Source organism: Paenibacillus sp. CAU 1782 (assembly GCF_054551715.1).
Window position 1 is genome coordinate 1 of sequence record NZ_JBTOLL010000016.1, and the last position, 23852, is coordinate 23852.

The 23852-nt window shown below is 52.0% G+C and carries 20 protein-coding genes; 9 read left to right on the top strand and 11 right to left on the bottom strand.

The window, feature by feature from the left end; translation table 11 throughout:
- Positions 1 to 902: 902 nt before the first annotated feature.
- The 4 genes from ACX93W_RS22125 to ACX93W_RS22140 are packed head-to-tail and all read right to left on the bottom strand — an operon-like array spanning position 903 to position 5158.
- Positions 903 to 3701, bottom strand: a complete 2799-nt coding sequence (locus ACX93W_RS22125) for a glycoside hydrolase family 3 protein (RefSeq protein ID WP_459394548.1) — start codon at positions 3699 to 3701, stop codon at positions 903 to 905.
- Positions 3702 to 3750: 49 nt separating this feature from the next.
- Complete coding sequence (locus ACX93W_RS22130) at positions 3751 to 4227, bottom strand: GyrI-like domain-containing protein (protein WP_459394631.1); 477 nt, start codon at positions 4225 to 4227, stop codon at positions 3751 to 3753.
- Between the two features lie 29 nt (positions 4228 to 4256).
- Entirely contained in the window at positions 4257 to 4811 is a 555-nt protein-coding gene (locus ACX93W_RS22135; protein WP_459394549.1) for a DUF1700 domain-containing protein, read from the bottom strand.
- Positions 4808 to 5158 (bottom strand): PadR family transcriptional regulator, encoded by a 351-nt coding sequence (locus ACX93W_RS22140; protein WP_459394550.1) that lies wholly within the window; start codon positions 5156 to 5158, stop codon positions 4808 to 4810. Before ACX93W_RS22140 ends, ACX93W_RS22135 begins: the two co-directional genes overlap by 4 nt.
- Positions 5159 to 5323: 165 nt before the next feature.
- Between ACX93W_RS22140 and ACX93W_RS22145 the strand changes: the two genes are divergently transcribed.
- Positions 5324 to 5944 (top strand): LysE family translocator, encoded by a 621-nt coding sequence (locus tag ACX93W_RS22145; RefSeq protein ID WP_459394551.1) that lies wholly within the window; start codon positions 5324 to 5326, stop codon positions 5942 to 5944.
- Positions 5945 to 6191: 247 nt separating this feature from the next.
- Here ACX93W_RS22145 and ACX93W_RS22150 read toward each other — a convergent pair whose 3' ends face one another.
- The 4 genes from ACX93W_RS22150 to ACX93W_RS22165 all read right to left on the bottom strand — a co-directional run bounded on the left by ACX93W_RS22150 (position 6192) and on the right by ACX93W_RS22165 (position 10603).
- The gene (locus tag ACX93W_RS22150; protein WP_459394552.1) at positions 6192 to 6551 is read right to left on the bottom strand and encodes a DUF1304 domain-containing protein; all 360 of its coding nucleotides are present in this window, start codon (positions 6549 to 6551) and stop codon (positions 6192 to 6194) included.
- A gap of 83 nt (positions 6552 to 6634) precedes the next feature.
- Entirely contained in the window at positions 6635 to 7738 is a 1104-nt protein-coding gene (locus ACX93W_RS22155; RefSeq protein ID WP_459394553.1) for a GerAB/ArcD/ProY family transporter, read from the bottom strand.
- A 57-nt stretch (positions 7739 to 7795) separates the two neighbouring features.
- Complete coding sequence (locus ACX93W_RS22160) at positions 7796 to 9019, bottom strand: Ger(x)C family spore germination protein (RefSeq protein WP_459394554.1); 1224 nt, start codon at positions 9017 to 9019, stop codon at positions 7796 to 7798.
- A 30-nt stretch (positions 9020 to 9049) separates the two neighbouring features.
- Positions 9050 to 10603 (bottom strand): spore germination protein, encoded by a 1554-nt coding sequence (locus ACX93W_RS22165; protein ID WP_459394555.1) that lies wholly within the window; start codon positions 10601 to 10603, stop codon positions 9050 to 9052.
- A 235-nt stretch (positions 10604 to 10838) separates the two neighbouring features.
- On the opposite strand from ACX93W_RS22165, the gene ACX93W_RS22170 reads away from it, so the two are divergent.
- From ACX93W_RS22170 to ACX93W_RS22195, 6 genes are all read left to right on the top strand, one after another.
- The gene (locus tag ACX93W_RS22170) at positions 10839 to 11144 is read left to right on the top strand and encodes a helix-turn-helix transcriptional regulator (RefSeq protein WP_459394556.1); all 306 of its coding nucleotides are present in this window, start codon (positions 10839 to 10841) and stop codon (positions 11142 to 11144) included.
- 103 nt (positions 11145 to 11247) lie between these two features.
- A complete protein-coding gene (locus tag ACX93W_RS22175; RefSeq protein WP_459394557.1) occupies positions 11248 to 11637 on the top strand; it encodes a hypothetical protein in 390 nt (129 codons plus the stop codon).
- Between the two features lie 99 nt (positions 11638 to 11736).
- Complete coding sequence (locus tag ACX93W_RS22180) at positions 11737 to 12096, top strand: alpha/beta hydrolase (protein WP_459394558.1); 360 nt, start codon at positions 11737 to 11739, stop codon at positions 12094 to 12096.
- A gap of 244 nt (positions 12097 to 12340) precedes the next feature.
- Positions 12341 to 14302: a methyl-accepting chemotaxis protein gene (locus ACX93W_RS22185; RefSeq protein WP_459394559.1), complete on the top strand. Its 1962-nt coding sequence runs from the start codon at positions 12341 to 12343 to the stop codon at positions 14300 to 14302.
- Positions 14303 to 14624: 322 nt separating this feature from the next.
- On the top strand, positions 14625 to 15725 hold the full coding sequence (locus ACX93W_RS22190) for an NADH:flavin oxidoreductase (protein WP_459394560.1): 1101 nt from the start codon (positions 14625 to 14627) through the stop codon (positions 15723 to 15725).
- A 213-nt stretch (positions 15726 to 15938) separates the two neighbouring features.
- A complete protein-coding gene (locus tag ACX93W_RS22195) occupies positions 15939 to 16334 on the top strand; it encodes a glyoxalase superfamily protein (RefSeq protein WP_459394561.1) in 396 nt (131 codons plus the stop codon).
- Here the strand turns inward: ACX93W_RS22195 and ACX93W_RS22200 are convergent.
- The 3 genes from ACX93W_RS22200 to ACX93W_RS22210 all read right to left on the bottom strand — a co-directional run bounded on the left by ACX93W_RS22200 (position 16331) and on the right by ACX93W_RS22210 (position 19546).
- Complete coding sequence (locus ACX93W_RS22200) at positions 16331 to 17095, bottom strand: response regulator (protein ID WP_459394562.1); 765 nt, start codon at positions 17093 to 17095, stop codon at positions 16331 to 16333. The two genes, ACX93W_RS22195 and ACX93W_RS22200, sit on opposite strands and share 4 nt — an antisense overlap.
- Entirely contained in the window at positions 17088 to 18740 is a 1653-nt protein-coding gene (dcuS, locus tag ACX93W_RS22205) for a DcuS/MalK family sensor histidine kinase (protein WP_459394563.1), read from the bottom strand. The genes ACX93W_RS22200 and dcuS overlap by 8 nt, the downstream gene beginning before the upstream one ends.
- A gap of 377 nt (positions 18741 to 19117) precedes the next feature.
- A complete protein-coding gene (locus ACX93W_RS22210) occupies positions 19118 to 19546 on the bottom strand; it encodes an Lrp/AsnC family transcriptional regulator (protein WP_459394564.1) in 429 nt (142 codons plus the stop codon).
- A 316-nt stretch (positions 19547 to 19862) separates the two neighbouring features.
- Here ACX93W_RS22210 and ACX93W_RS22215 point away from each other — a divergent pair, with 316 nt between their 5' ends.
- Together ACX93W_RS22215 and ACX93W_RS22220 are read left to right on the top strand one after the other, a co-directional pair.
- Positions 19863 to 20609 carry an MBL fold metallo-hydrolase gene (locus tag ACX93W_RS22215; RefSeq protein ID WP_459394565.1) on the top strand — a complete coding sequence of 249 codons (747 nt, stop codon included), beginning with the start codon at positions 19863 to 19865 and terminating at the stop codon, positions 20607 to 20609.
- 695 nt (positions 20610 to 21304) lie between these two features.
- Positions 21305 to 23728: a phosphodiester glycosidase family protein gene (locus ACX93W_RS22220; protein WP_459394566.1), complete on the top strand. Its 2424-nt coding sequence runs from the start codon at positions 21305 to 21307 to the stop codon at positions 23726 to 23728.
- Positions 23729 to 23852 lie beyond the last annotated feature (124 nt).

A 23852-nucleotide genomic window follows, 5' to 3' on the forward strand; every position in this document is an offset into this window, starting at 1 on the left:
AAATGGTCGGTAAATTCGGTAAGTTATCCATGGGTGTTCTCCTTTTGTGAGAGTGATGGATAACGTATGGCCACACTTCCACATTAGGAGAATTTTTTTTGTTTGAACAGGATAAAGATACCACTTACCGTGTTTTTAGGATCACAATTTTCGATGTTAGGTTTTACGCATGGCTAGTGGTTTAATGGACACAGATGACCATTACAGCTCCAAAATCCGCAAAAAATGTCTGTAACGGCCATAAATGTCCGTTACGTTGGAGAGAGATCAAGCTGAGCAATTTGAGCGAGAGCAACTAGCAAGCGCTGCGAGGTATGAGAAACAACCGCCGCCAGGTATGAGTAACCCGGCGGCGCTTACTGGACGTGACAGTTTGATCTGCAGCAGGCAAATTCTAACGGTCACGCGTGGCCGTTAAACGTCAAAAAATGGGGTAAGTCACTTTCTGGCGGTCATGCATGACCGTTAGCGCGTCAAAAGCAGCTCAAAACCGTGTAAAGTCGGGTTTAATGGACACAGATGACCATTACAGCTCCAAAATCCGCAAAAATCGTCTGTAATGGTCATAAGTGTCCGTTACGTGGAGAGAGATCACGCGAAGCATTTGAGCGAGAGAAACTAGCAACGCGAGGTCTGAGAAACTAGCAACGCGAGGTCTGAGAAACTAGCAACGCGAGGTCTGAGAAACTAGCAACGCGAGGTCTGAGAAGCAAGCGACGCAAGGTCTGAGAAGCAAGCGACGCAAGGTCTGAGAAGCAACCGCCGCCAGGTATGAGAAACCGGGCGGCGCTTATTGCTTCATTAGCAGGTTTACTTTAGCAGGTTTACTTTAGTAGGTTTACTTTAGTAGGTTTACTTTAGTAGGTTTACTTTAGTAGGTTGACTTTAGCAGCGCGGTTCGCTTATTGCTCGATCGGCTTGAATTCAACCCATCTCAGCTGCAAGCCGGGTTTGGTATGTTCCAGTGTCAGCTCGTATAGGCCGCTCTCAAGCTCCGCTTTCACAAGTCTTTGAAGCACCCATTTGCCATCTGTACCGTTGCTTTGCACCGTAGCCGCAATCTGGCCGTTAAGCAGAAGATTGCTTGCGCTTTGGGCCAGCTCCGTACCCTCTGCTTGGATGCTGGCCACCATCCGGTATTGGCCGGGACGTTCGACGCGGAACAGCGCCGAACCGTTTTCCCCAACGGCCACCGGAGTTTCCGAAGACAGCGCGAGTGCTTGCGAAGCAGGCTCCAACGCTGCACTTGCCGCTATTGCAGCTATCGTTTCTTCAATTACTTGATTTCTGGAGGACACGGGTGCGTTCAGCAGGAACCGCAAAATATTAAGAGCGGAACGCTGAAGCTCGCCGCGGGTCAACGTGCCATTCTCCAGCGATTCTATGGTGTTGTCTTCAAAGGCGTTGATTTCCGCTCCGTAGTTTGGCACGACCATATACAAGTCATTTTGCGCGCGAACCATCCAGTTTGTAAATTTACGGTCCGGCTCGCCGCCTTCCGTTACATGGTTCATAACGGCCCACCAGTCGGTCATAACGATGCCCGTGAAACCCCATTCGCCGCGAAGAATGGTCGTATTCAGATCATAATTGGAAGCCGCCCAATGACCGTTGATCGGATTGTAGGAGGTCATGATGGAGGTTGCTCCGCCATCCTTGACGGCAATTTCAAAACCTTTGAGATAAATTTCGCGAAGCGCGCGCTCCGAAACAACGGCGTTAACCTTGGAGCGGTATTTTTCCTGATTATTGCAGGCAAAATGCTTCAACGTGGCATGTGATCCGCCTTTACGAATGCCTCTTGTGCAAGCAGCAGCAAACAGGCCGGTCACTAGCGGATCTTCCGAAAAGTATTCAAAATTCCGCCCGTTCAGCGGACTACGGCGAATATTCAGCCCCGGTCCCAGCAGCGTATCGATTTCGTTGCGAACCAGCTCCTGGCCCTCAAGAACATACAGCTCCTCCACCAGCCCGATATCCCAGGTTGCCGCAAGCAGCGTGCCGATAGGGACCTGGGTTGCTTTGGCGCCGCAATCCATCCGAATGCCGGAAGGACCATCGGAAGTACAGCCAACGGGAATCCCGAAGCCAAGCAAGCTGTCGCTGACGCCGCCAAAAGCGGATGCCGTTCCCGGCGTAACCAGCGGGCTGCTCATACCTTCTCCGCGTACCAGAGCGGCCAGATCCTGATTGGACAGCTGCGCGACAAAAGCTTCCAGCGTAACCTTCCCTTCCCGAACATCCTTCAGCTTGTAGCCGAGGTTGCCGGTATCGCCGAGCTCGGGCGGAAGATTGCTCTGAATGCGATCCTCCAGCGAAACCGAGCGCTGCGGAGCGGGTACATATTCCAGTTCGTAAGTACCGGCAGCCCTGCGTTCTCCCGGCTTCATGCGGGAAAGAGGCTGCACCGGCGCCATTGCTTCCTGCAGCTGCTCCAGGACTACAAGCTCGTCCACCACATAACCATCCCGACCGTCAAAAGCTACAGGAACGACGTTTCGAACGCTGGTACCGATATAAAAGCGGTAGATGCCCGGCTCCAATATGTAGGAGTGAGGATGGCCGGTGTCGCCATTGTCGTCATAGGAAGCCAGATCATTTACCGGAACGGAAAGGGTCAATGTTTGCTTTTCGCCAGGCTTCAACAAGCCGGTTTTGGCAAAAGCGGCTAGCGACCGGACGGGCTGCCCAAGAACGCCTTGCGGAACCTCCGCATAAACCTGAATGACCTCCTTGCCCGTGTAAACGCTGCCCGCATTGGTTACGGAAACTTGCAATTGAATCTCATCAGAGGAGCCATCCTTGGCGACTACCCGGACTTCTTCGGGCTCAAAGCTGAAGTGCGTATAGGACAAGCCAAATCCAAACGGGAATTGTACTTTCTCCGGACTGAAGGTTTCAAAGTAACGATAGCCGACATAAATATCTTCCTGGTAGAGACTTTCATGCTCTTTTCCGTAATTGCTTGTGGAGGGGTAATCGTCAATGGAGTAAGCGATGGTGTCTGTCAGCTTGCCGCTTGGCGTAACTTCGCCGGTCAATACGTCCGCGATGGCGTTGCCGCCCTCCATGCCGCCTTGCCAAGCATATATTACCGAGGAGATGGGGTGGACGTGACTGCTGTCGTCAAGCCAGCTCATATCAACGATGTTGGAAACATTAAGCACCACCACAACCTGTTCAAAATAGGCCGTTACTTTCTTCAGCATCTCCAGCTCGTCCGCAGTCAGCAAATAGCTGCCCGGCGCATTGGCATTGTCCTGATCCTCGCCGGCCGTGCGGCCAACCACAACAATTGCTTTGGCCGACACCTCTCTTGCAGTCGAGAGCAGCTCGTCGCTCAGCGGCATTTCCTTCTGGTGCCAAGGCTCCGCAGCCCAGCCGCCACCGCCGTTGTCGAACGGATTTTCCCCGATCCATTTCTCATAGACGGCCGCCAGCTCTTCATTAACGGAGATGCCCGTTTTGCCGCGCAGACCTTCCAGCAGATTGGTCGTATGCGTGACGTTTACGCTTCCGCCGGAGCCGGTGCCGCTTCGGTAATAATTGATTTGCGTTCTGCCAAAAATCGCAACGTGATCGCCGTTGCCCAGCGGCAGCGCCGCGTTTTCGTTTCTCAGAAGCACGGCGCCTTCCGCAGCCACTTTACGGCTGAACTCCGCAAAACCTTCCAGCGGAACGCCGATTTGTGATTTGCTCATGGTTCTCCTCCCGATTCTTCTGTATGTATAGGATGGTTGAATTCCTACTCTATTTTACCGGAATATAGATGGGAATAACAGGAGGATTGCTATGATTCAGCAAAACAGGATGCCATTGTTCATAATCAAAAGCCCTTGGTTCGACATATCCGTTTATCTCCAGCCATTCGTTAATAGCGGAGTAGGTGTCGTCGATTTCCTCTTCGGGTCCTTGATGCTTGAATTCCAGGAACTTGCCGGCAGGTAGGATATGTGTTGACATTCCTTCGGGCAGCTCCGCGAAGTCCGATGCTTCCACGCCGACAAAATGAAGGAATGGGGTGTCCGGCGTCCATTCGCAATCATCGTAAGCCTGGACCAGATATATGCTTTCACCGGTTGCGGCGGAAATTTCGTTTCTACGGGGAGCAAGCGTCTTGCGCAGGCCCTTTACCAGCCCTTGCTCTATATCTTCGTTCAAGCTGGCGCGAAGGGCGAGGCCCACGAGCTTCAGCTCCGGTTTTTGTTTGATTTCAATGTGCTGCATCAAAATGACGCAACCCCTTTCCGAAGGGATTAAGACCGAATCTCGGCATCCAGAATACGTCTGTGACGACCCGTTACGTAGGAGAGGTAGCGTTTCAGCATTTTCCAGCAGACAAAAGCAATTCCTCCAACGATGCCGCCGACGACAACCCCGTAGATCAGGCTTAATTGAGTGGGTACAACATAGCTGCCGATCTCCATGCTGATCCAAGTTACGCCAAAAGTGCGGATAAAACTGCCCAGCAAAATCAGAACGGTGCAGAAGCCAAAGCCATAAGCGATTGTGGCCAGCACAGGGACGATCATGATGCTTAACAAGCCGGTTGTACAATAAAAACCGATAAGTCCAAAGGTGTGCTTGAACGAAAATGAAGCGTTTTGCGAGAGATATTCGCTGCGATAGGCCTTTGCCAGCTTGCGAGGGTCGCCAAGGCGGGCGAGAATGGCCGCTTCAGGCTGTCCCCCCAATATCCCTTCAATAATGTGACTTTCAATTTCACGAACGGCGTCAATCCGCTCTTCCTCCGGCATCATTTTCAACGCTTGATAGAGCTTATCCAAATATGCTTTCCCCAGCGGACTCACTTTGCATCTTCCTCTCCGACTTTTTCGATTTCGCCAACTGCGGCGTTTATTTTTTTCCATTCCAAGGACATGGCTTGCAGCAACTGTTTTCCGCTCTCCGTCAAACTGTAATACTTGCGCGGCGGGCCGGCATCCGATTCCTGCCAGAAGGAATCCAGATGTTTTTCCTTCACCAGGCGGCGCAGCAGCGGATACAACGTGCCTTCCGTAACGGCAAGAGATTCCCAGCGGTTCAGCAGGGTAATTAGTTCGTAGCCATAGCAAGGCCGGGCGTTGATCAGCGACAAAATGCAGTATTCCAAAATTCCTCTTCTGACCTGCGCGGTCCAATCCGGCATATCCATCATATCGCTCCTTCTGATACTATGTTATCACATGGTACTTTGCGATACAAGGTAGTTGGACTGTTTCTTTCAAAATGAACCGCCGGTATGAAAATGACTTTGCATACTCGTCCATTTATAGTATAAGTAGAGAAGGCGATTGGCATTTCAGGGAAGGAACACAACAACATGAATACGATCTTATTGGCAAAAGGATTAATTGTCGGAATATCGATTGCAGCACCCGTGGGTCCAATCGGCATCTTGTGCATACGAAGAACGCTTGCGCAGGGAAGAGCGTACGGTCTGGTCTCGGGTTTGGGAGCCGCCAGCGCAGATGCCCTTTACGGCTTGATCGCGGGTTTCGGCTTAAATATGGTAACAGCTTTTTTGACCGGAAACAGGCTTTGGATTCAACTGATCGGAGGCATGTTCCTCTGTTATATGGGCATCCGCACCGCGTTATCCAAAGCGGCGGATACGCCGCCCCAAAGTAACGGCAAGCATATGCTGGGGGCATTTGCATCGGTATTTCTGCTTACGCTCGCTAATCCCGTAACGATTCTGGCGTTTATGGGCATTTTTGCGGCAATGGGGCTGACGCAGCATCATATCGGGTCGGCATTGACGTTGATATTTGGCGTTTTCATCGGATCAGCGGTGTGGTGGCTGCTGCTATGCATCGGGGTAGGCCTGTTCCGAAACAAGCTGAATACAAAAGGCTTGCAGGTCATTAACATTGTTTCCGGCGCGATTATCGGAGTGTTTGGCATCATCACTCTTTCGGGCGTGCTGGACAGATGGTTTTAAAGGTTGTTCAAAAAGTTCACTTTTCATTACGAAGCATGCCTGGCGGCATGGCCGACATCGAGTACGAAATTCAGCCGAACTAAGCGTATGCTTACGAGGGATGTTTCCTCCGGAAACATTTGAGGGCCTCACGCAGCTTCCACTACGCTCCGGTCCTTTATTTCTAGCTTCATTCCATCTTCTTGGTACTGAAATTCAAAAGAAAAAATCCCGAAGACTGCTTAAACGGCAGTTTCCGGGATTTTTTTTAAACATTGAGCAATGTCAGTACCAGCGCGATGAGAGCGGGAAGTCCCTGCATTACCAGGATGGAACGTTTGGTCGTCAACCCGCCGTACAAGGCGGCGACCAGCACGCAGCCCAGGAAAAACAATTGCAGCTGGTAGCCGAAGGCGTCATTGGGATGAATGAGTCCCCACAGAAGACCAGCGGCCAGGAAGCCGTTATACAGGCCTTGGTTTCCGGCCATCGATTTGGTAGCCTCGGCTTGCTCCGGCGTAAGGCCAAATGCTTTTCTACCTCTAGGCTTTGTCCAGAGAAACATCTCCAGAACCAGAATATACACATGTTCAATGGCAACCAAGGCCACGAATATGGCAGCGATCATGCGGTAAACCTCCTTATGTAATCCCTTTGTACAGAAGCTTCAACCATTATAGCAGTTCAGCCGCAAATGTAACAGAGGTGGTTTCAGCTAGCTTTGCCGCCTTGTTTTCCTTTGCGGAAAAAACCGATCAAGAAGGCAATGACCAAAATGAACATTTGTGCCGGCATCAAATATTTGATGACAACATGAAAGCCGATCCAAAGATGGACGGAGTGGTTGGGCTCCAGAAAGCAAACCGTGTAGATGATCGGCGCAAGCACAACGGCGCATACCCGGTAAGGGATTTTGAGCAGCGAGCTGATGGTAAGCGTCGCAGCCATAAAGAGGAGGGAAAGCTTGACGAAAAGCCCGATAATAAGCAGCACCGTGACAACTACGTCAAGCCGCTCCAGGAAGTCAGCAAGACGGATTAACTGGACGACCTGAAGAAAAGGAATGGTGCTGTAATCGTTCAAAGCGGGACCTAGCACGGACATGATCAGCATATTCATAAAAACAGTAAACATTGCCGTTATGGTATAGGCGCTAAACGTCGTTTTGGGTATCGCGGCAGAAGGCTTTACATATTTCCAGAATACCAGCATCGTTAGCATCTGGGAGAATGGAAAGGCGACGAATTCGGGAAATACGGCTTTGAGAACGGGGCCAATGCCATCGCTAACGACGGGCAGCAAACGATGATAGTCCGGCAAGCCTGCCTGAATCAACAAAGCGATGATGAGCAGATAGCTAAGCACAACGATGGGAAACAACAATTCCGCCAAGCGGAACAATACCCGCGTACCGCACCAGATGGCGTAAAGAGAAAGCATAATGATCATCAATTTGATACTCCATTCCGGAGTTCGGTTAAGGATGGTCATCACCGTCAAATCGCTGAAATCCCTAATGTTGCGCGAAGATTCATACGCAAAAAAAAGGCCGTGGGGAAAAGCGAGGACAAAGCCGAGCCATTTGCCAAAGAGCTGTCTGTACAGCTCTGCCAAATCCGCGTCGGGCGAACGCCGTTGAACGACCAGCAGCATCCATAAAAAAATACCGCCGAGCACTGCGCCGAGCAATATGGCAAGCCAGCTATCCTGTCCGAGTTGACCCTCCGGCTTCAAGAGGGGAGTGTTGCCGATCAGAAACAGCAGAATCATGATGGCAAGCTGGAACTTTCCGATTTTGGATTGGGCTTTCATCATGATACACTCGCCTCCTTAATAGGTAGTGGCCGAATCCTGAGACCCGGCGCGGAATTTTTAGCTACGGGCATCCTTCTGAATGATTTTGAAGTTTTTGTTGCCGAAGCCAATGCGGACAAGCTTGAAATGCACGTCGATATCCGGCTCCATTGCGGAAAAGTTCGTGTTCCAGTCCTGCTTGAGCATTTTCCATTGTTTCGGATGGGTGCGGCTTACAACCGACCCAAAGCCCACGATATCGGTTTCCAGAAGGCTTACAGCCTTCCAGCTTTTCATCATCCCGTTTTTGATCTCCGCGGATATCCGCTCTTCCACTTGTTTCAAGCTCGACGGTTCCTCCAAATTATCGGCGCAGGTATACTCTAGAAGCGTACCCTCCGCTTTGACGTGAAGATGCATCTTGATTCGTCCGTCTGCCAACAGCTCCGGTTTCCGTTCGGTGGAAGCTTTCGCAACGATGACCGAGGAGGACTTGGGAGCTTTGCTGTCTCCCGAGCAATTGAATTGCACAGTAACGCGCTTGATCTTGTTGGCGAGCCACATGACGCCGGCGGCTTCGTCCTGGCTCAGCCATCCTTTCAGCTTGTCGCCCGACAGGACAGCCAGCTCGCCAAGCTTGATTTTGGCCCCGGTAGCCGTCGTTTTGAGCGAATCCAGAGAGTTGAGCGCCTGCTTGGAGCCTGCGATCATCAGCTGGGGGATACCCGTCGCCTGACCCGGACCAAGCAAATCCAGCATGATCCGGTACATCGTCATGTCGGGATAAAGCGAGTTGCTGTTGGCTTCGTTTTCAACAAGCCGTTGGATGGCGGTGCCCGGAATTTTTTCGATGGGAAGCAATTGCTCGATGATGGTGCGGGCTTTGCCTTTGGCGATAAACATGGAAACTGTCTCTCTTGCATCCGTATTGCGCATGTAAATTTCGAGAATCGTAGAGATGCCCTTTTTGGCAGCGGCTTCGCTTATAACGATAATCTGGTTATGGGCAAAATAAAGCTTGCGCGACATCTCCCGGCTGGCATCGCCGATCGCCTTGCGCATGCTCGTGCTTTCGGTCGAAAAGACATTGACGGGCGCGTCCCCTCTGGAGGAGCCGCCGCTCTGGGGAGAAATCGCCTGTGGAATAACGAGCTGATAGGAGACGATCCACTTGCCGTTGTCCCAGTCCAGAGCCGTTGCGGAAACGATGCCGATTTCGTTCATTTCCACCCGGTTCCAGCATCCGGCAAGGGGCAAAAGCAGGACAAGACAGATCAGCGTCGTCAACAGCCGTTTATACATACGAATTCCTCCCTTTTGATCCGGACTGGTTTATTCCTGTTTGCTTCTTCGGTTGACGACATTTCTGGGCTGCCGCTTAATAAGAAACTTCAGCGGCGCGCGGATAAAGTTGTCCTTCATTTTGGACCAGTCGAAGGGAGCAAGAGGGGACATGTAGGGAACGCCAAATGATTCCAGCCCCGCCAGATGGATCAGTACCGTAAGAACGCCGGCTACAATTCCCATAAAACCAAACACTCCCGCCAGAAGCATAAACGTAAATCGGATCAGCCGCGCCGAGATGGCGATATTCAACTGGGGAATGACAAAGTTGCAGATTGCGGTAAAGGAAACAACAATAACCATTCCGGCGGAAACGATTCCGGCTTCCACTGCCGCTTGTCCCAGCACCAACGCTCCGACAATGGATATGGCGGGACCGATTGCGCGAGGCATCCGGACGCCGGCTTCCCGCAGCACCTCGAAGGTCAGCTCCATCAAGAGCGCTTCGACCAATCCCGGAAAAGGAATGCCTTCCCGCTGGGCGGCAAGGGTAATGAGCAGTGTGGTGGGCAGCATCTCCTGATGGAAAGTAGTAACGGCGATATATAGAGCTGGCAGCGACATGGAAATGACGAAGGCGGTGAAGCGAATGAGCCGCAAAAAGGTGGCGATGTCGAACCGGTTGTAATAGTCCTCCGGGGAATGAAACAGCTGGAACAGCGTCACCGGAGCCAGAAGCACAAAAGGGGATCCGTCCACCATAATGGCGATTTGGCCTTCCAGAATGCCTCCGGCGATTGCATCCGGCCTTTCCGTGTTTTTCAGTGTTGGAAAAGGCGTATAAATCCGATCCTGAATTAACGCTTCGATATACCCGCTCTCCAGCACGCTGTTTATCTGCAGCGCTTCTATCCGGCTTCGGATTGTCTCTACCGTTTCGGGCGCCGCGACATCATCCAAATAGATAAGCGCCACTTGAGTGCGTGTCTCGGTGCCTACCTGCAGATTTTCAATATGCAGGTTGGGCGAGCGGATAATTTGCCGAAGCAGATTGATATTGGTTCCGATATTTTCGTTAAAGCTCTGCTGCGGTCCCCGAAGCACCGTCTCGGCGGTGGGTTCGCTTACCTGGCGTCCCTCCATGTTGCTGATATGAATCAGCAAACCGCAAGCTGCTCCTTCAACAAGCAGGAGGCAGTACCCATCCAGCAGGCGTTGTATGCATTCGTCTATTTCGGTCGTGATGTAGGCTGCTCCAACTTCTACGACCCGCTCGTGAATAATATGGACAAGCTTTTCATTTCGGGCGTCCGTCCGCAGGATGGTGGACATTAAGGGACGCAAAATATATTCATTCAGTTTGGCTTCGTCCGTCAGGTCGCTGATATAGATGGCGATCATGGCGATATTGGGAGCCAGCTCACTGCCTAAGGGACGCATTTCAAGGTCGGAGCTGTTGCGCAGATTCTTTTTGAGCTCATCCAGGTTGTCTTTAAGCGAAGGGGTGAATTTACTATTGCCCCGGCGGTTTCCGTGTGTGTCCTGGCTTGGGTTTTTCTTTTGTTGTTTGCCTCCGGAGCTCTGTTTGCCGAAAAACACCATGAAGCCCTCCTTGAATTCACTTTACGCCGCTGCAAGTCCCCAAATGAAGGCTTGGCAAGCCGATGTCCATAATTTGGCTGAAAAGGCTCTCTATTATGTATCCAAGTTTAGATTGAATAGATAATGATTCTCACTATTGGTATACTGAAGGTGCAAAAACGACCAGGGAGAGGGTAGCAGCAAGAGCCGCAAAGGTACAGATAGCGGAGACAGAGCTGGCGTTCGGGAGAAGGCAATGGACTTGTCCGCTGTCCGAAGCTATATGGAGCGGCATTACGACCAGCCGATCACGGTAGGCCAACTGGCTAAAATAGCGGGATTAAGCCGCAACTATTTTGTCGATTTGTTTAGCAAAACCTATGGGCAAGGGGCTATTGGCTATCTGAATTCGGCTGCATCGGGCCGTATGCATCCTATCCCTTCCGACCCGTGGTGCCAGTATTCGGCATCGTCTATCGACCGGATGCTGGACGAGCTGCAGCTGCTGTTAACCGGATTTTGTCCAAATGAAAGGATGGATTTATGCCATGGAGAAGCATGAACCGTTACATTATAATCTCCTTAAATGAGAATTGTTATCATAAAAGGAGGGTCATTATGCAACACAAGTATGTTTCTAAACCCGCGTTTTTTGCAGCAGCCTGATGGTATGCCTTACGGCAATGTTGATCGCCGTTCTGCTGACTGCATGCGGCGGCGCTGGAGCCCAAGAGGTTTCAACGGTACAGTCATCTCCGGTGCCTGCTGCCACGTCAACGCCGGAAAGCAGCCCGGAGCCGGAGTCGTCCGAGGAAGCTCCCCAGGAGGGAGCCGTAGTGAAGGTTACGGATGAATTGGGGCATGAGGTAGAGATTCCAGCCAATCCGCTTCGTATTTTTGCCCCGTATATGGAGGATTCGCTGCTGAGCCTGAATGTGCTGCCTGTGGCCCAATGGGGCAATGGCGGGAAGGGACAAAGCTATTTGCAAGACAGGCAGCAGGATGTTCCCGCTGTTGATTTTGCCGCCGTCCCCGGAGCTAGATATGGCTTTTGAGCCGGATTTGATTATACTGCATACCGCCAAATATGCTGAAAGCGGCGTCTACGAGCAATATTCCATAATTGCGCCTACCTACGTTTTCGGAAAGCAACGTTGTTCGGCCACTCGCTGGGAGGACTGTTTGTCCTGCATGCGTTGTTTAATCGTCCATGCCTGTTTCATGGTTATGTGGCGGGAAGCCCCTCTGTATGGTGGAACCGCCATGCCGTGCTTGAGGATATTCCGGAATTTCAAACCAGGCTAGCGAAACTGGACAACCCGCCAAAGCTGATGATTACAATCGGGATGGATGAACTGGAGCATATGATCGGTGATGCAAGAGAGGTAGCGGCGCGGCTGGATTGTATTCCCGGAAGCGGCTTCCATTGTAGTTTGGTTCATTTTCCGGAGGAAGGCCATGTCAGCGTTTTGCCGGCAGCCATCAGCAGAACGGTTAAGTTTGCGTTGGGTTAGGATCCATGCATAATACTTCAATAACAATGAAAATCAGCAGGTTGCCTTGTAGCGGAACAATCTCCGCTTTACGGTATTCTGCTGTTTTTTTGCAATCAAAGCAAACACATCCTGTCAATGCTCAATTGGATGTAGTTTATAACGAAATTTATGATAATGAGGATTCATTTTCCTTTTTCTGTTACCGATAAAAAAAGAAGAAGTTTTTTATCATCCGGTACATACATAAAAGGAGAATGCAACCATGAGCAGGCTACTACACCTAACAGTAAAAATGAAGTTGATAATCGCCATGATTTTTGCAGTGGCAATCCCCTCGGCCGCAATTGGTTATGCTTCGATTCAAAGCTCGAAAACGGCAACGCAAACCAATATTACGGAGAGCGCAAGCCAATATGTGTCCATTGTCAATTCAATCGTCAATGATGCTCTCTTGAGGAAAAGGGTGGATGCCGATTATTTCATGACGGCGATCACGGGCAATATGATCGACGGCCCCAAAAGCCCGCTTATCGTTTCTCGTTTTGAGCAATATTTGAGGCTGCATCCCGAAGTATCGGATATTTATATCGGCACGGAGGACGGCCTCATGATTCGCGGCGTGCCCAAGGATGATTCCAATTACGATCCCCGTAAACGAGACTGGTATAAACTAGGGCTTGAGGCTGGCGGAGAAACGGTGATGACCAGTGTCATCATCAATACGTCCGGCAATCCTGCTATCGTAATGGCCAAGCAGCTGGCGGATAAATCCGGCGTTCTCGGCATATCGCTGAATATGGAAAGTCTGAGTAAAATGACGGATATAGCGGTCGGCAAAGAGGGTTACGTGCTGGTGCTCGACAATTTTGGAAAGGTTATTCAGCATCCTTTGCTGGAAACCGCTGAAGACGGCAATCCTGTCTATACGGAGAAAATGTTCGCCAAAGACAGCGGTATTTTCGACTATCAATTAGATGGCCGGGACAAAAAGATGGTATTTGAAACAAACGCTTTGAGCGGATGGAAAATCGGCGGCTCTATGTACATGGATGAAATCAACGAAGTGTCCGATGGTATTGGCAGGGTAGTGGTTTGGACGGTGTTTATTACCTTGATCGTTCTGATTCCAATCAGCGTGTTGCTGGTCAATTCCATTACGCGACCTCTGCAAAGACTTCAGAAGGTGGCGGAAAAAGCGGCAGGCGGCGATTTGACCGAGGTAATTCAGATATCCCGGAAGGATGAAATCGGAAAGCTGGCGGCAAGCTTTGGGGCTATGATCGAAAGCTTGAGGGTTATGATCAACCGTGTGCAGGATACAACCGGACAGCTTACGGCCTCCTCCGAAGAATTGGCGGCCGGCGCGCAGCAAACAAGCAGTGCGGTCGCTCACGTCAGCGAGTCGCTGGAGGAGCTTGCATCGGGAAGCGAAAGCCAGGTGGACAGCGTTCAGCAAGGCTCGCAAAGCATGGAGCTGATCACGGCGGAAATTGTTCAGCTGTCGCAACGGATGGAGGATATTTCATCCGGCATGAAGGATACGCATTCCACCGTTCATGAAGGCACGGCAGCCGCCGATATGGCCACTCGCCAAATTTATACGGTGCAGGAATCCGTTATGCGGCTTAGCGAGGTAGTCGTTACGCTTGAGAGCCGCTCCAATGAAATCGGGCAAATCGTTGAAGTCATAACCGATATTTCCCAGCAAACAAATCTGTTGGCTTTGAATGCATCCATTGAAGCCGCGAGGGCAGGGGAGCATGGACGCGGTTTTGCGGTGGTTGCTTCCGAGGTTCGGAAGCTGGCGAGCAATTCTGAACAGGCCGCCGCGCAAATTAGCGGATTGATTAACAATGTTCACTCCGATATGGCTGAGGTCGCCAGCGAGATGGAAATCGCGCGTGATAAGGTTGTGGCAGGCATGGAGGCCGTTCATATTTCGGAAAACTCCTTTACCCGGATATCCGGAAATGTAGAGCAGTCTTCCGAGACACTGGAGCAGGTATCCAGAGCTTTTGCCGAAATGACAGACTCCATCTCAGCGGCTGTTCGCCAAATGGATCAAATCCGCACCATCTCCGAGCAATCCGCGAGTATAACGGATACGGTCTCTGCGGCTACCGAGCAGCAGCTGGCTTCCATCGAGGAAGTGGCTGCTTCAGCAACAGAGCTCAGCAAGCTGGCGGAGCAGCTGCAGCAAATGGTGTTGCGTTTTAAACTGTAGGGCAAATGATTAGCGGTAAAGTCATCATAAAGAATACATTAGCGGCAATCTGTCGGGCGCAGCAACATGAGCCTGACAGGTTGCCGTTTTTTTGGAGGAGTAAAGCTAAAGTGATAGAAGTAACAAAAAGACGAAGAAGGAAAAGGGCCTGAGACGCTTGGATAAAGGAGGAAATGATGATTTGGGCGTCTTTTGGAGCACCACTTTTTGTAAATTATGATTACAGTCATAGTATCGGGGGCTGCGGACGGCATACCATAAAAGCATAGGGTATCGGCGTGTAGCGGATTGCTGCGATACGATACAAACGGAGGTGCGAGAGATGGATTTGAATGCATTGTTTCAGCCGTACAAAGCAGGAAAGCTGGAGCTGGGCAATCGCTTGGCCATGGCTCCGATGACACGCAGATTTTCGCCCGGCGGCGTGCCAGGCGACGAGGTCGCGGCTTACTACAAGCGGAGAGCGGCAAACGGAATCGGGCTTATTATAACGGAGGGAACGGCGATTGATCATGCCGCTGCGGTCAGCCACGATGCAATTCCCCGTTTTTACGGAGAGGAGGCCCAGCAAGGCTGGAAGAAGGTGGTATCCCAGGTTCATGAGGCCGGCGGCAAAATTATTCCGCAGCTTTGGCATGTAGGCACGGCCCGCAAACGTGGCGACAAGCCATTCCCGCAGCAGATGCCGGTCGGCCCCTCGGGGTTGACTCCCGCTGGCGTCAAAATTGTAGAGCCGATGAAGGAAAATGAAATCGCTGATATTATTGAGGCGTTTGGGAAAGCGGCTGCCGATGCCAAAGCGCTCGGCTTTGACGGCATTGAGCTGCACGGCGCGCATGGCTACTTGATCGACCAGTTCTTTTGGGCAAAAACGAACAAAAGAAAGGATGCCTATGGCGGCGATTTCACGGCGCGCCTGCGATTCGGCATTGAAATTGTGGAGGCATGCCGCCGCGCCGCAGGTCCCGACTTTCCTATCGTGTTTCGTTTCTCGCAATGGAAAACGGGCAATTACGAGGCCAGGATTGCTGATAATCCGAAGCAGCTAGCGCAATTTCTGGAGCCGCTTGCCGCGGCAGGCGTTGATGTGTTCCATTGCTCCACAAGACGGTTTTGGCTGCCCGAGTTCCAGGATTCCGGCTTGAACCTGGCGGGCTGGACCAAAAAGCTAACGGGACTGCCAACCATTACAGTTGGTTCTGTCGGGCTGGACAGCGATTTCGTCAACCGCGGCACGGAAGACAGCAGCCCGGCGCTAGAAAGCCTGGAGCGGTTGATGGAACGGCTTCATAATGATGAATTCGATCTCGTTGCCGTAGGGCGGGCTTTAATCGCCGATCCCGAGTGGGCGCTTAAGGTTAAAGAAGGACGGTTTGGAGATCTTTTGCCCTATACGCAGGAATCCGAAAGGACGTTGAACTAAAGATTTTTGATCCGATAGAATATCATAGCTGAATAGGTGAATAGCTGAATAGCTGAATAGCTGAATAGCTGAATAGCTGAATAGCTGAATGGCTGAATAGCTGAATGGCTGAATAGCTGAAAAGCTGAATAGCTGAATGGCTGCATTGCTGTATGCAAAGTCTGCCTCATACATGGTATAGTGCATTTGAGCCGTATATGAGGAGGGGACGATATGGGATTTTCAAAGTGGGAGGCGCCAATACCGATTGTTCGTATCTTCGATATTGACGCAGCCAAAATGTTCTATGTAGACTTTCTGGAGTTTAAGGTTGATTGGGAGCATCAGTTCGAGGATGGTTATCCGCTCTACTTGCAGGTGTCGTCCGGAGCCTGTGTTCTTCATCTGTCGGAGCATCATGGCGACTGCACTCCCGGCTCGGCCCTGCGCATTGGCGTTCAAGGGATAAGGGAGCTGCAGCAGCGGCTTCTGGATAAAAAATACAAATACGCCCGGCCCGGGCTTGAAAGTACGCCCTGGGGCATGCTGGAGCTGCGGCTCGGTGATCCATTTGGCAACAGGCTTGTCTTTTTCGAGGAAGAGGCAAGCGACAGTGTGATTCCGGATTAGGATGAAGGAGTCCGGTATTGGCTAAGCGGCCGTCCTGTGCTTTGGTACTGCTGACGGGTTGCGAGCTGCTTCAGCGACAGCAGATGCTCCAAATATTTGCGTGTCGAGATTCGGGAAATGCCGATATGATCGGCCAGCTCGCGCGTAGAAAACCACTTGCCGCCGGTTTCTGCAATGCCTTCTGCTACCAGTTGCAGAGTTGCCGGAGTCAGCCCTTTAGGAAGCTCCGCCTGCCGCAAAAAGGATTGCGGCTGATAAGGCGGCGAGGTTTCAGGGCGAGAAGCTGATTTTAATAGTGGTGCGGAAGAAGGGTTTTGCAGCGAGTTAGGCCCTTCTCCGACCAGCCACTGATCCACTTGCGCTTGGCATAACGAGACTTCGGGCGACATCAGTTCTTTTCCGCCGCTGTATCGTTCCAGCGCTTGCCGAAACCGTTCGAAGGTAAACGGTTTGATCAAATAATCGATCGCGCCGTGGCGCAGTGCGCGTCCGATGCTGGCTCCGTCGGCTGCCGCGGATATCATAATGACGTCGATGCCGGGCGTTTTGGACGTGAGACCGGAGAGCAGATCAAGCCCGTTGTCCCCCATCAAATAAATATCCAGCAATACAAGATCCACGTTCAAACGCCTCAGCAGAGAATCCGCTTCGTTCAGCGAGGAAGCTTTTCCAACGCAATCAAACCCACTTATTTGACTCAAATATTGACTGTTCAGCATGGCGACCATGGGATCGTCCTCCACAATCAAAACGTTAATCATGATTTTTCTCCTCTCCGGCATAAGGGATGCCGAGCACAAAGCAGGTTCCGATCTCCGGCGAAGTATGATGGGAGATAACGCCGCGCAGCCGCCTCAGACTTTGCTGGACCAGATGAAGCCCTAATCCGCGACCGTCTCCCTTTCCGGAAACGCCTTTGTTGTACATGCTTGCTTCGATATGGGGTGGCAGCCCTCTGCCGTTATCATGAATTTCCGCTCTCAGCTCGCCGTCGCGCCAATCCAGCTCCAATTCAATCATCCCCTCTGGCGAACCAGCCAGTTCTTCCATGGCGTTGCCGATCAAATTGCCCAAAATGGTGACGAGATCTTGAAGGATGGAATTGTCCGCCGCTTTTGGGACGTAGCTATCGGGAGTTACGGACATCGCGATCCCATGTTCTCTTGCGAGGCTCAGCTTGCCCAGCAAAAAGCCCGCCAGAACGGGTTCTTTGATTTGTCTGGAGATGGAACCAAGCTCGCTTTGATGCAGCTTGGCCGCTTCCGCGACATAGTCTCTCAATTCATCGTAACGCTTCATATGAAGCATGCCTAGAATGACATGCAGCTTGTTCATAAACTCATGGGATTGGGAGCGCAGCGCATCGGCGTAAGCCGATAATCCCGCTAACCGGGTATTCAGGCTGCGCCATTTGCTCATGTCGCGAAAGGAGATGACGGCCCCCGTTGTTTCTTGTTGAAAACGGAGCGGGACGATGCTTGCGGTAATCGGGATTCCGGCTACCTCCAGCTCCTCGTCATAACACCGCAAGGCTGTGCGCAATACATAAAGCACCAGGTCGCGAAGCTCGGGCTGGCGCATCCATTCCTCTTTTGGCAGCAGCTCTTCCGCTTGCCGGTTCAAATAGATGGTTTCCAGCTTTGGATTAACGGCCAAAATGCCTTCCCTCGTGGAATGAAGGATGGCTTCCCGTTCATGCGCCAAAAGCGAGATTTCGATAGGCTCGTAGCCATGCAGCTTTCTTTTCAGAGCAAGCGCCAGGCCGATCGCCCCGATCAGACCCGCGATGCTGCTGGCAATCGCGCTGTACAGAATTACGCTTTTTGTTTTTTTTATTTTGGCATAGACGTCATTCATGGAGATTCCGACGGCTACAGCTCCGATCTGCCCGCCGACGTCGTTATAGACCGGCACAAACGCGCGAAGCGAATAACCCAACGTCCCTTCGCCATTGGAAAGATAACTTCTTCCTTTCAAAACGTCGGCTTCATCGCCGCCTGCAAACGGACGACCGATTTGTTCGGGATCAGGATGGGTCAACCTGACTGTATTCATATCCATAACAACGATAAAACGAACGGCATTGACGTTAAGGAGCTGTCTGGTGTAGGCCTGCAGACTCCCCCGGCTGTCCTTGTCTTCATTTGCCAATGCGTCCTTTGTTGCAGGCATAAAGGCGACGGTGCGAGCCAGCATCATCGCTTTGTTCTCCAGATTGACCAGCACCTCTTTCTGCATGGTATTGCTGGAGGAGCCGTACGCAATGAGCAAAACGCCGGCAACAATGGCGCTAATAAGCAGAGCCGCCGCAGTCTGCAAGGTAATCTGCGGGCGTCCTCTGGCATACAACCTTAGCTTGTTTGAGGGATGCAGCGTAGGATAATCCGGTGTCGTCTTTGAGGCCATAAGCCACCCTCCCTGAATAAATGGGAATTGCCCTGTACCTGCATTATAAGGAATACGGAACGTTGTTACTGTGATTTAAGCCCGCGTCGCGGCGGAATTAACGGGAGGGGGACTGAATGGGTTGGGTTTAGCGAGCTCCAAACCTTTCTGCATAACTACTTTCTTGGGGCTGTATGTAGGAGGCAAGGCCCCTTTCTTGGATACTATGATGACACAGCCACTTTCTTGGAAGCTGTAGATGGCACAGCCGCTTTCTTGGAAGCTGTAGAAGGCACAGCCACTTTCTTGGATGCTGTAGAAGGCAGAAAAACGGCTTGCGGTGAGGTAATGATTAATGGTTTGCAGCCTGCTGATGGCACATGTTATGCAATACCGTATTATTTGAGCCGTTCGATGGACAAGCTCAGCTTGTAGTTGCCGAATTGCAGCAATTGTTCCAGCAGCAGATTAAGTTCGGCGCTGTCGCGGGTTTGCGCGCGTAGCCAATAACAGCCGTCTCCTCCAACCCGATGGGCTTCAACGATGATATCGCTTGCCTGAAGAAACGTTTTGAATCGTTGATGGGCTTGCGCGGAGTTCATAAAAACGGTAATAAACGCATGAACTTGCAGTCCCAGCTTTGCCGGATTCCATAGAATGGTATAACCTTCGATAACGCCAAGATCCCTTAGTTTTTTCACTCGCGCTCCAACGGCTTGTCCGGTTAAGTGAACAAGGGCGCCAATTTGCTTGTTGGTACGACGAGAGTCCTCCACAAGGCATTGCAAAATACGCAAATCTACATCATCCAGCAACGGAATCAACATCCGGCTTCAACTCCTTTCATCATGAAACGGAAGGGCCCTCTATTTCTTCATCGGACCATATGGCCTGAACCTGCAGCCTGTTAGTATATAAGTTGAACAAATGAAGTGTAGCGAGCGGGAGAACTTTTCACATGCCGGCCTGCTCCGCTGAACTCTTTTGTTCAAGCTATTTGAACTTATTTGATCAATTTATTTGATCAACTTATTTGTTACGCCTTAATTTGTTCTACTTATTTGCTGAACTTATTTGTTCAACCTATATTGTAACAAGGTTTGAGCAGCTAATGCCATTTTGATTGGAAGAGGGGAATTACAAATGGAAATTCAGCTTGTCCGTCATGCGACGTTATGGATTAAATACGGAGGAACGACTATTCTGGTTGATCCCATGTTTGGGAGCAAGGGAGAGCAGCCGCCTATACCCAATACGGAAAATGATCGGCGCAATCCGTTGACGCCGCTACCCGGGGACATCGGGCAGTGGCAACAACCCGATATCATCATAATTACGCATCTGCATCCCGATCATTGGGACGAAGCCGCCAGACGCTCGTTGAATAAGTCGATTCCTGTTATCTGCCAGCCAGGGGACAGGGGAGTCATTGCTGCGGCGGGTTTTGAATTGGTAATCGAAGTGGAGGATGCCTTCAGCATTCGCGGCATTACGCTGCACCGTACGGGCGGTCAACATGGAACCGGCGAAATAGGACTTATGATGGGTAATGTATCCGGCTTTGTGCTGGAGGCGGAAGGCGAAGAAAAGCTCTACATCGCTGGCGACACGATATGGTGCGACGAGGTACGGGCGGCTCTTGACGCTCACAGACCGGCTGTGACGGTTGTAAACGCAGGCGGAGCGCGTTTCCTGTCTGGCGATGCAATCACAATGGAGGCGGAAGATGTTATAGCGGTCGCCCTCCACGCTCCGTATACACGGATTGCTGCCGTTCATATGGACAGCATTAACCATTGCCTTGTCACGAGAGAGAAACTGTCGGCAAGATTAGCCGAAGAATCACTGCTCGACGTGGTGAATATCCCGGCCGATGGCGAGTGGCTTTAACGGGGCCGAGAATGGGATCGGAGCCGGGATTTGAACCGGGACAGGTACAGGTACAGGTACAAGTACAGGAACTCGGACAGGTAGAGGTACAGGTAGAGGTACAGGTACAGGGACAGGGACAGGAACAGGAACTCGGACAGGTACAGGGACAGGAACCGGAACCGGAACCGGAACCGGCTATAAGAGAGGCACTCGGATACTACTAGGGTGCTACCGTTTTTTTGTAGAAATCCTGATTGTAACGGACATCCATGGCCATTAGAGCTGTTTTTTGCAGAAATTCTTATTGTAACGGACATCTATGGCCGTACGCGTTTGTTTTCACCTAGTATATTCCATTTTTTGAGTTCTAGCGGACGTTGGCGACCGTTACGGCGATGAATATTGCCATTTTAGAAGCATAACGGTCATGGATGACCGTTACGCAATTCAGGCCAGTAATAAAATGCCGAAGCCAGGGATGCCAAACACAAGTATGTCAAACAGGTGGATGCCGCCGAACGCAAGTATGCCAAAGGGGTGGATGCCGCCGAACGCAAGTATGTCAAACAGGTGGATGCCGCTAAACGCAATATGCCAAAGGGGTGGATGCCAGACACAAGCCCCTTTTGAAAACAGGGCTGTTGAATGTTGGGAGAATAGCCGATATAGTTCCATATGACTACTAGAGAGATAGGCAGGAGGCAATTGGAACTATGAAGGTGAAACAAAGAGCCAAAACGGCGAAGGTGATCGCAGTTGCTCTAACATTGGCGATGGGCTGCGGATATTGGGGAGATGTGCTGCCGGGCGCAAAAGGAATTGAGGTTTCCGCTGCAGCGGCTGCTTCAAGCAAAGCCGTGGAAAAAATTGCAGGCGCGGAGAGTGTCTATTGGACCTATCAGGCGAGCGAAAAGCTGAATGCTCCCTTGGCTTTAGCCGGAGGAGGGGCCTTTTTGACTACGGGAAAAGGGCTTGTCATTGTGGTGGACGGCAACGGGAAGGAGCTCTTTCGCAAAAATATATATACGGAATTGTCGGCGCCTGCTCAAGGAAAGGACGGAGACATCTGGATGACGGGCAAAAGCGGGCGATTGTACCGTTACGAAGTCAAAGGAAGCGGCAGCCAGGCGGCGATGTTTTATTTCCAGGGAAAAACGGAGGGGCTCCTGCCGTCTGCCGTTGTGGCGGATGGAGAAGGCACGCCTTACTTTTTCTATGAGCATGCCGTTCTTTCGCTGGATAAGGACGGCGAGAAGGAAATGGTGCTGCTGCCAACGGGGATTAAGGTGCAGCAAATTGTGCCCGCGACGCAAGGCGTGTTTGCGCTGAGCAGCAACGGGGTGTTGTACCGCATCGCCGGAGGCGAGCGATTGTGGCAGACCGACGCAGGCATCGCCGCGAAGGGGGCAAAGATTGCCGCCGATGGCAGCGGCGGCGTCCTTCTTGCGGCGGGCAAAGCGCTAGCGGGCTACGACGAGCAAGGCGAGCTGCGCTTCCGCCGCGAGCTCTCTGCGCCGCCCGCCGGCGGCTGGGCGTCCCTGCTGGCGCTGCCAGGCGGGGACGCGGGAGCGTTTATTGCCGCGCAAGCAAGCGGCAATGAGCTGTTTTCGTTCCGCCTGAGCGACGGGGCGGAACTGTGGCGCCGCAGCGTCGCCGGGGCCGACGGCTTTGGCCCCGGCGCGCTGGCGGCGGAGAGCGCGAGCGGCGTTGTGCTGGCCGCCTCGCGCTCTGGCGCACTGTACGGGATCGCCGCGAAGGACGGCGCGATCGCGTACAGCTTCAAGCCTGCCGCGGCAAGCGTGGCGGCAGGAGCGGCTTCGCTTGGCGGAGGCAAGGTGCTTTTTGCCTCCGGACAAGCCTTGGTTGCGGCGGGACCCAATCGTCCCGTCGCGATTTCATATCCCTCAGGCAAGCTGAAGCTTTCGCTGGGCTCGCGGCTGCTGCTGGGGGATAAGCTGAAGCTGACGCCCGCGGCGGATGTGCGTTACCGTTCCGACAACGGCAAAATCGTAACGATTAGTCCTGAAGGCATCGTTACGCCAATCGCGGCGGGCAAGGCCAATATTACTGTCGAAGTCACTACGCCGGGCTATAAGGGACAATATGTGCTGCCGGTGGAGATTTCGGCTGCTGCTGCGAATCTGAAGGCGATTTATGTCGCGCAAAAAGTGAAGGTGGGCAACAGAACCTTTACGGTTCAAACGGTGACAGTTCCCAAAAATATGCCGGTAACGCTTGGCGCCGGGAGCCGCCTGGTAGGCACTACGTCATCGCTTAGCGATATCGCCAAAAATTACAGCGCCGTCGCGGCCATAAACGGCACTTATTTCTCCGCATACGGAGGTTTCCCCGACCCGTACGGCATGATGATTGCGGACGGAAAGCTGCAGCATATCGGCAACACGGGGACAACCATTGGTTTTACATGGGACGGAACCGTGCTGATGGAGCGTTTGCGGGTTACGATATCGGGCGGCACGGACGGCTCGTACTCCCATCCCAACAACTGGTACGCCTATTTCATGAACCGAGTGCCGACAGAGGGTTCGTCCGCAGCGGTTATGTTCACTCCCAAACGCGGCAGCAAAATAGGATTTTCCTTCGGCCAATCCGTTACGGTAAGAAACGGAGTCGTTACGCGCGTCGCGAGCAATGAAAATGCGGCTATTCCTGCCGACGGCTACGTGCTTGTTTTCACCGGAGGCGAAGAAGGGCTGGCGAAACGCTTCAAGGTAGGAACCAAGGTCGACTATAAGGTGGAAACGAAGAATCTGGAAGGTAAAGAAGTGGACTGGACGAGAGTGCACACGGCGGTTGGCGCGGGACCAAGGCTGGTGCTGGATGGGAAAACAGCATTGAAAGCGGCTGAGGAAGGTTTTACAGAGGCCAAAATTTTAACTTCCGCAGCAGCCAGAAGCGGTATTTTTGTCAAAAAGGACGGTTCTATCGTACTGGCGACGATAGGTTCGGCAACCATGCAGCAATGGGCCGACATTATGGTCAAGCTGGGCGCCGTGCAAGGTATGAACCTTGATGGCGGAGCTTCTTCCGGCCTTTACGCCAACGGAAAAACCATTACGCAGCCCGGCAGGCTGCTCAGCAACTCTCTGTTGTTTGGACCGCAGCTTAAGTGGTAATTTTCTGCCTGCGCTGATCCCCTGATTATCTGAACCTCTAGTTGCTTGAGTTGCTTGCACGATAATGGACTGGTACAATTTGAGCCAGACAAGAGCAAGCAAGTCAGCGGGAGGAGACCGTAAC

Coding starts and splice junctions, on each gene's coding strand:
- ACX93W_RS22125 (WP_459394548.1), bottom strand. CDS start 3,701: ATGAGCAAATCACAAATCGGCGTTCCGCTGGAAGGTTTTGCGGAGTTC.
- ACX93W_RS22130 (WP_459394631.1), bottom strand. CDS start 4,227: ATGCAGCACATTGAAATCAAACAAAAACCGGAGCTGAAGCTCGTGGGC.
- ACX93W_RS22140 (WP_459394550.1), bottom strand. CDS start 5,158: ATGATGGATATGCCGGATTGGACCGCGCAGGTCAGAAGAGGAATTTTG.
- ACX93W_RS22145 (WP_459394551.1), top strand. CDS start 5,324: ATGAATACGATCTTATTGGCAAAAGGATTAATTGTCGGAATATCGATT.
- ACX93W_RS22150 (WP_459394552.1), bottom strand. CDS start 6,551: ATGATCGCTGCCATATTCGTGGCCTTGGTTGCCATTGAACATGTGTAT.
- ACX93W_RS22155 (WP_459394553.1), bottom strand. CDS start 7,738: ATGATGAAAGCCCAATCCAAAATCGGAAAGTTCCAGCTTGCCATCATG.
- ACX93W_RS22160 (WP_459394554.1), bottom strand. CDS start 9,019: ATGTATAAACGGCTGTTGACGACGCTGATCTGTCTTGTCCTGCTTTTG.
- ACX93W_RS22165 (WP_459394555.1), bottom strand. CDS start 10,603: ATGGTGTTTTTCGGCAAACAGAGCTCCGGAGGCAAACAACAAAAGAAA.
- ACX93W_RS22170 (WP_459394556.1), top strand. CDS start 10,839: ATGGACTTGTCCGCTGTCCGAAGCTATATGGAGCGGCATTACGACCAG.
- ACX93W_RS22175 (WP_459394557.1), top strand. CDS start 11,248: ATGGTATGCCTTACGGCAATGTTGATCGCCGTTCTGCTGACTGCATGC.
- ACX93W_RS22185 (WP_459394559.1), top strand. CDS start 12,341: ATGAGCAGGCTACTACACCTAACAGTAAAAATGAAGTTGATAATCGCC.
- ACX93W_RS22190 (WP_459394560.1), top strand. CDS start 14,625: ATGGATTTGAATGCATTGTTTCAGCCGTACAAAGCAGGAAAGCTGGAG.
- ACX93W_RS22195 (WP_459394561.1), top strand. CDS start 15,939: ATGGGATTTTCAAAGTGGGAGGCGCCAATACCGATTGTTCGTATCTTC.
- ACX93W_RS22200 (WP_459394562.1), bottom strand. CDS start 17,095: ATGATTAACGTTTTGATTGTGGAGGACGATCCCATGGTCGCCATGCTG.
- dcuS (WP_459394563.1), bottom strand. CDS start 18,740: ATGGCCTCAAAGACGACACCGGATTATCCTACGCTGCATCCCTCAAAC.
- ACX93W_RS22210 (WP_459394564.1), bottom strand. CDS start 19,546: ATGTTGATTCCGTTGCTGGATGATGTAGATTTGCGTATTTTGCAATGC.
- ACX93W_RS22215 (WP_459394565.1), top strand. CDS start 19,863: ATGGAAATTCAGCTTGTCCGTCATGCGACGTTATGGATTAAATACGGA.
- ACX93W_RS22220 (WP_459394566.1), top strand. CDS start 21,305: ATGAAGGTGAAACAAAGAGCCAAAACGGCGAAGGTGATCGCAGTTGCT.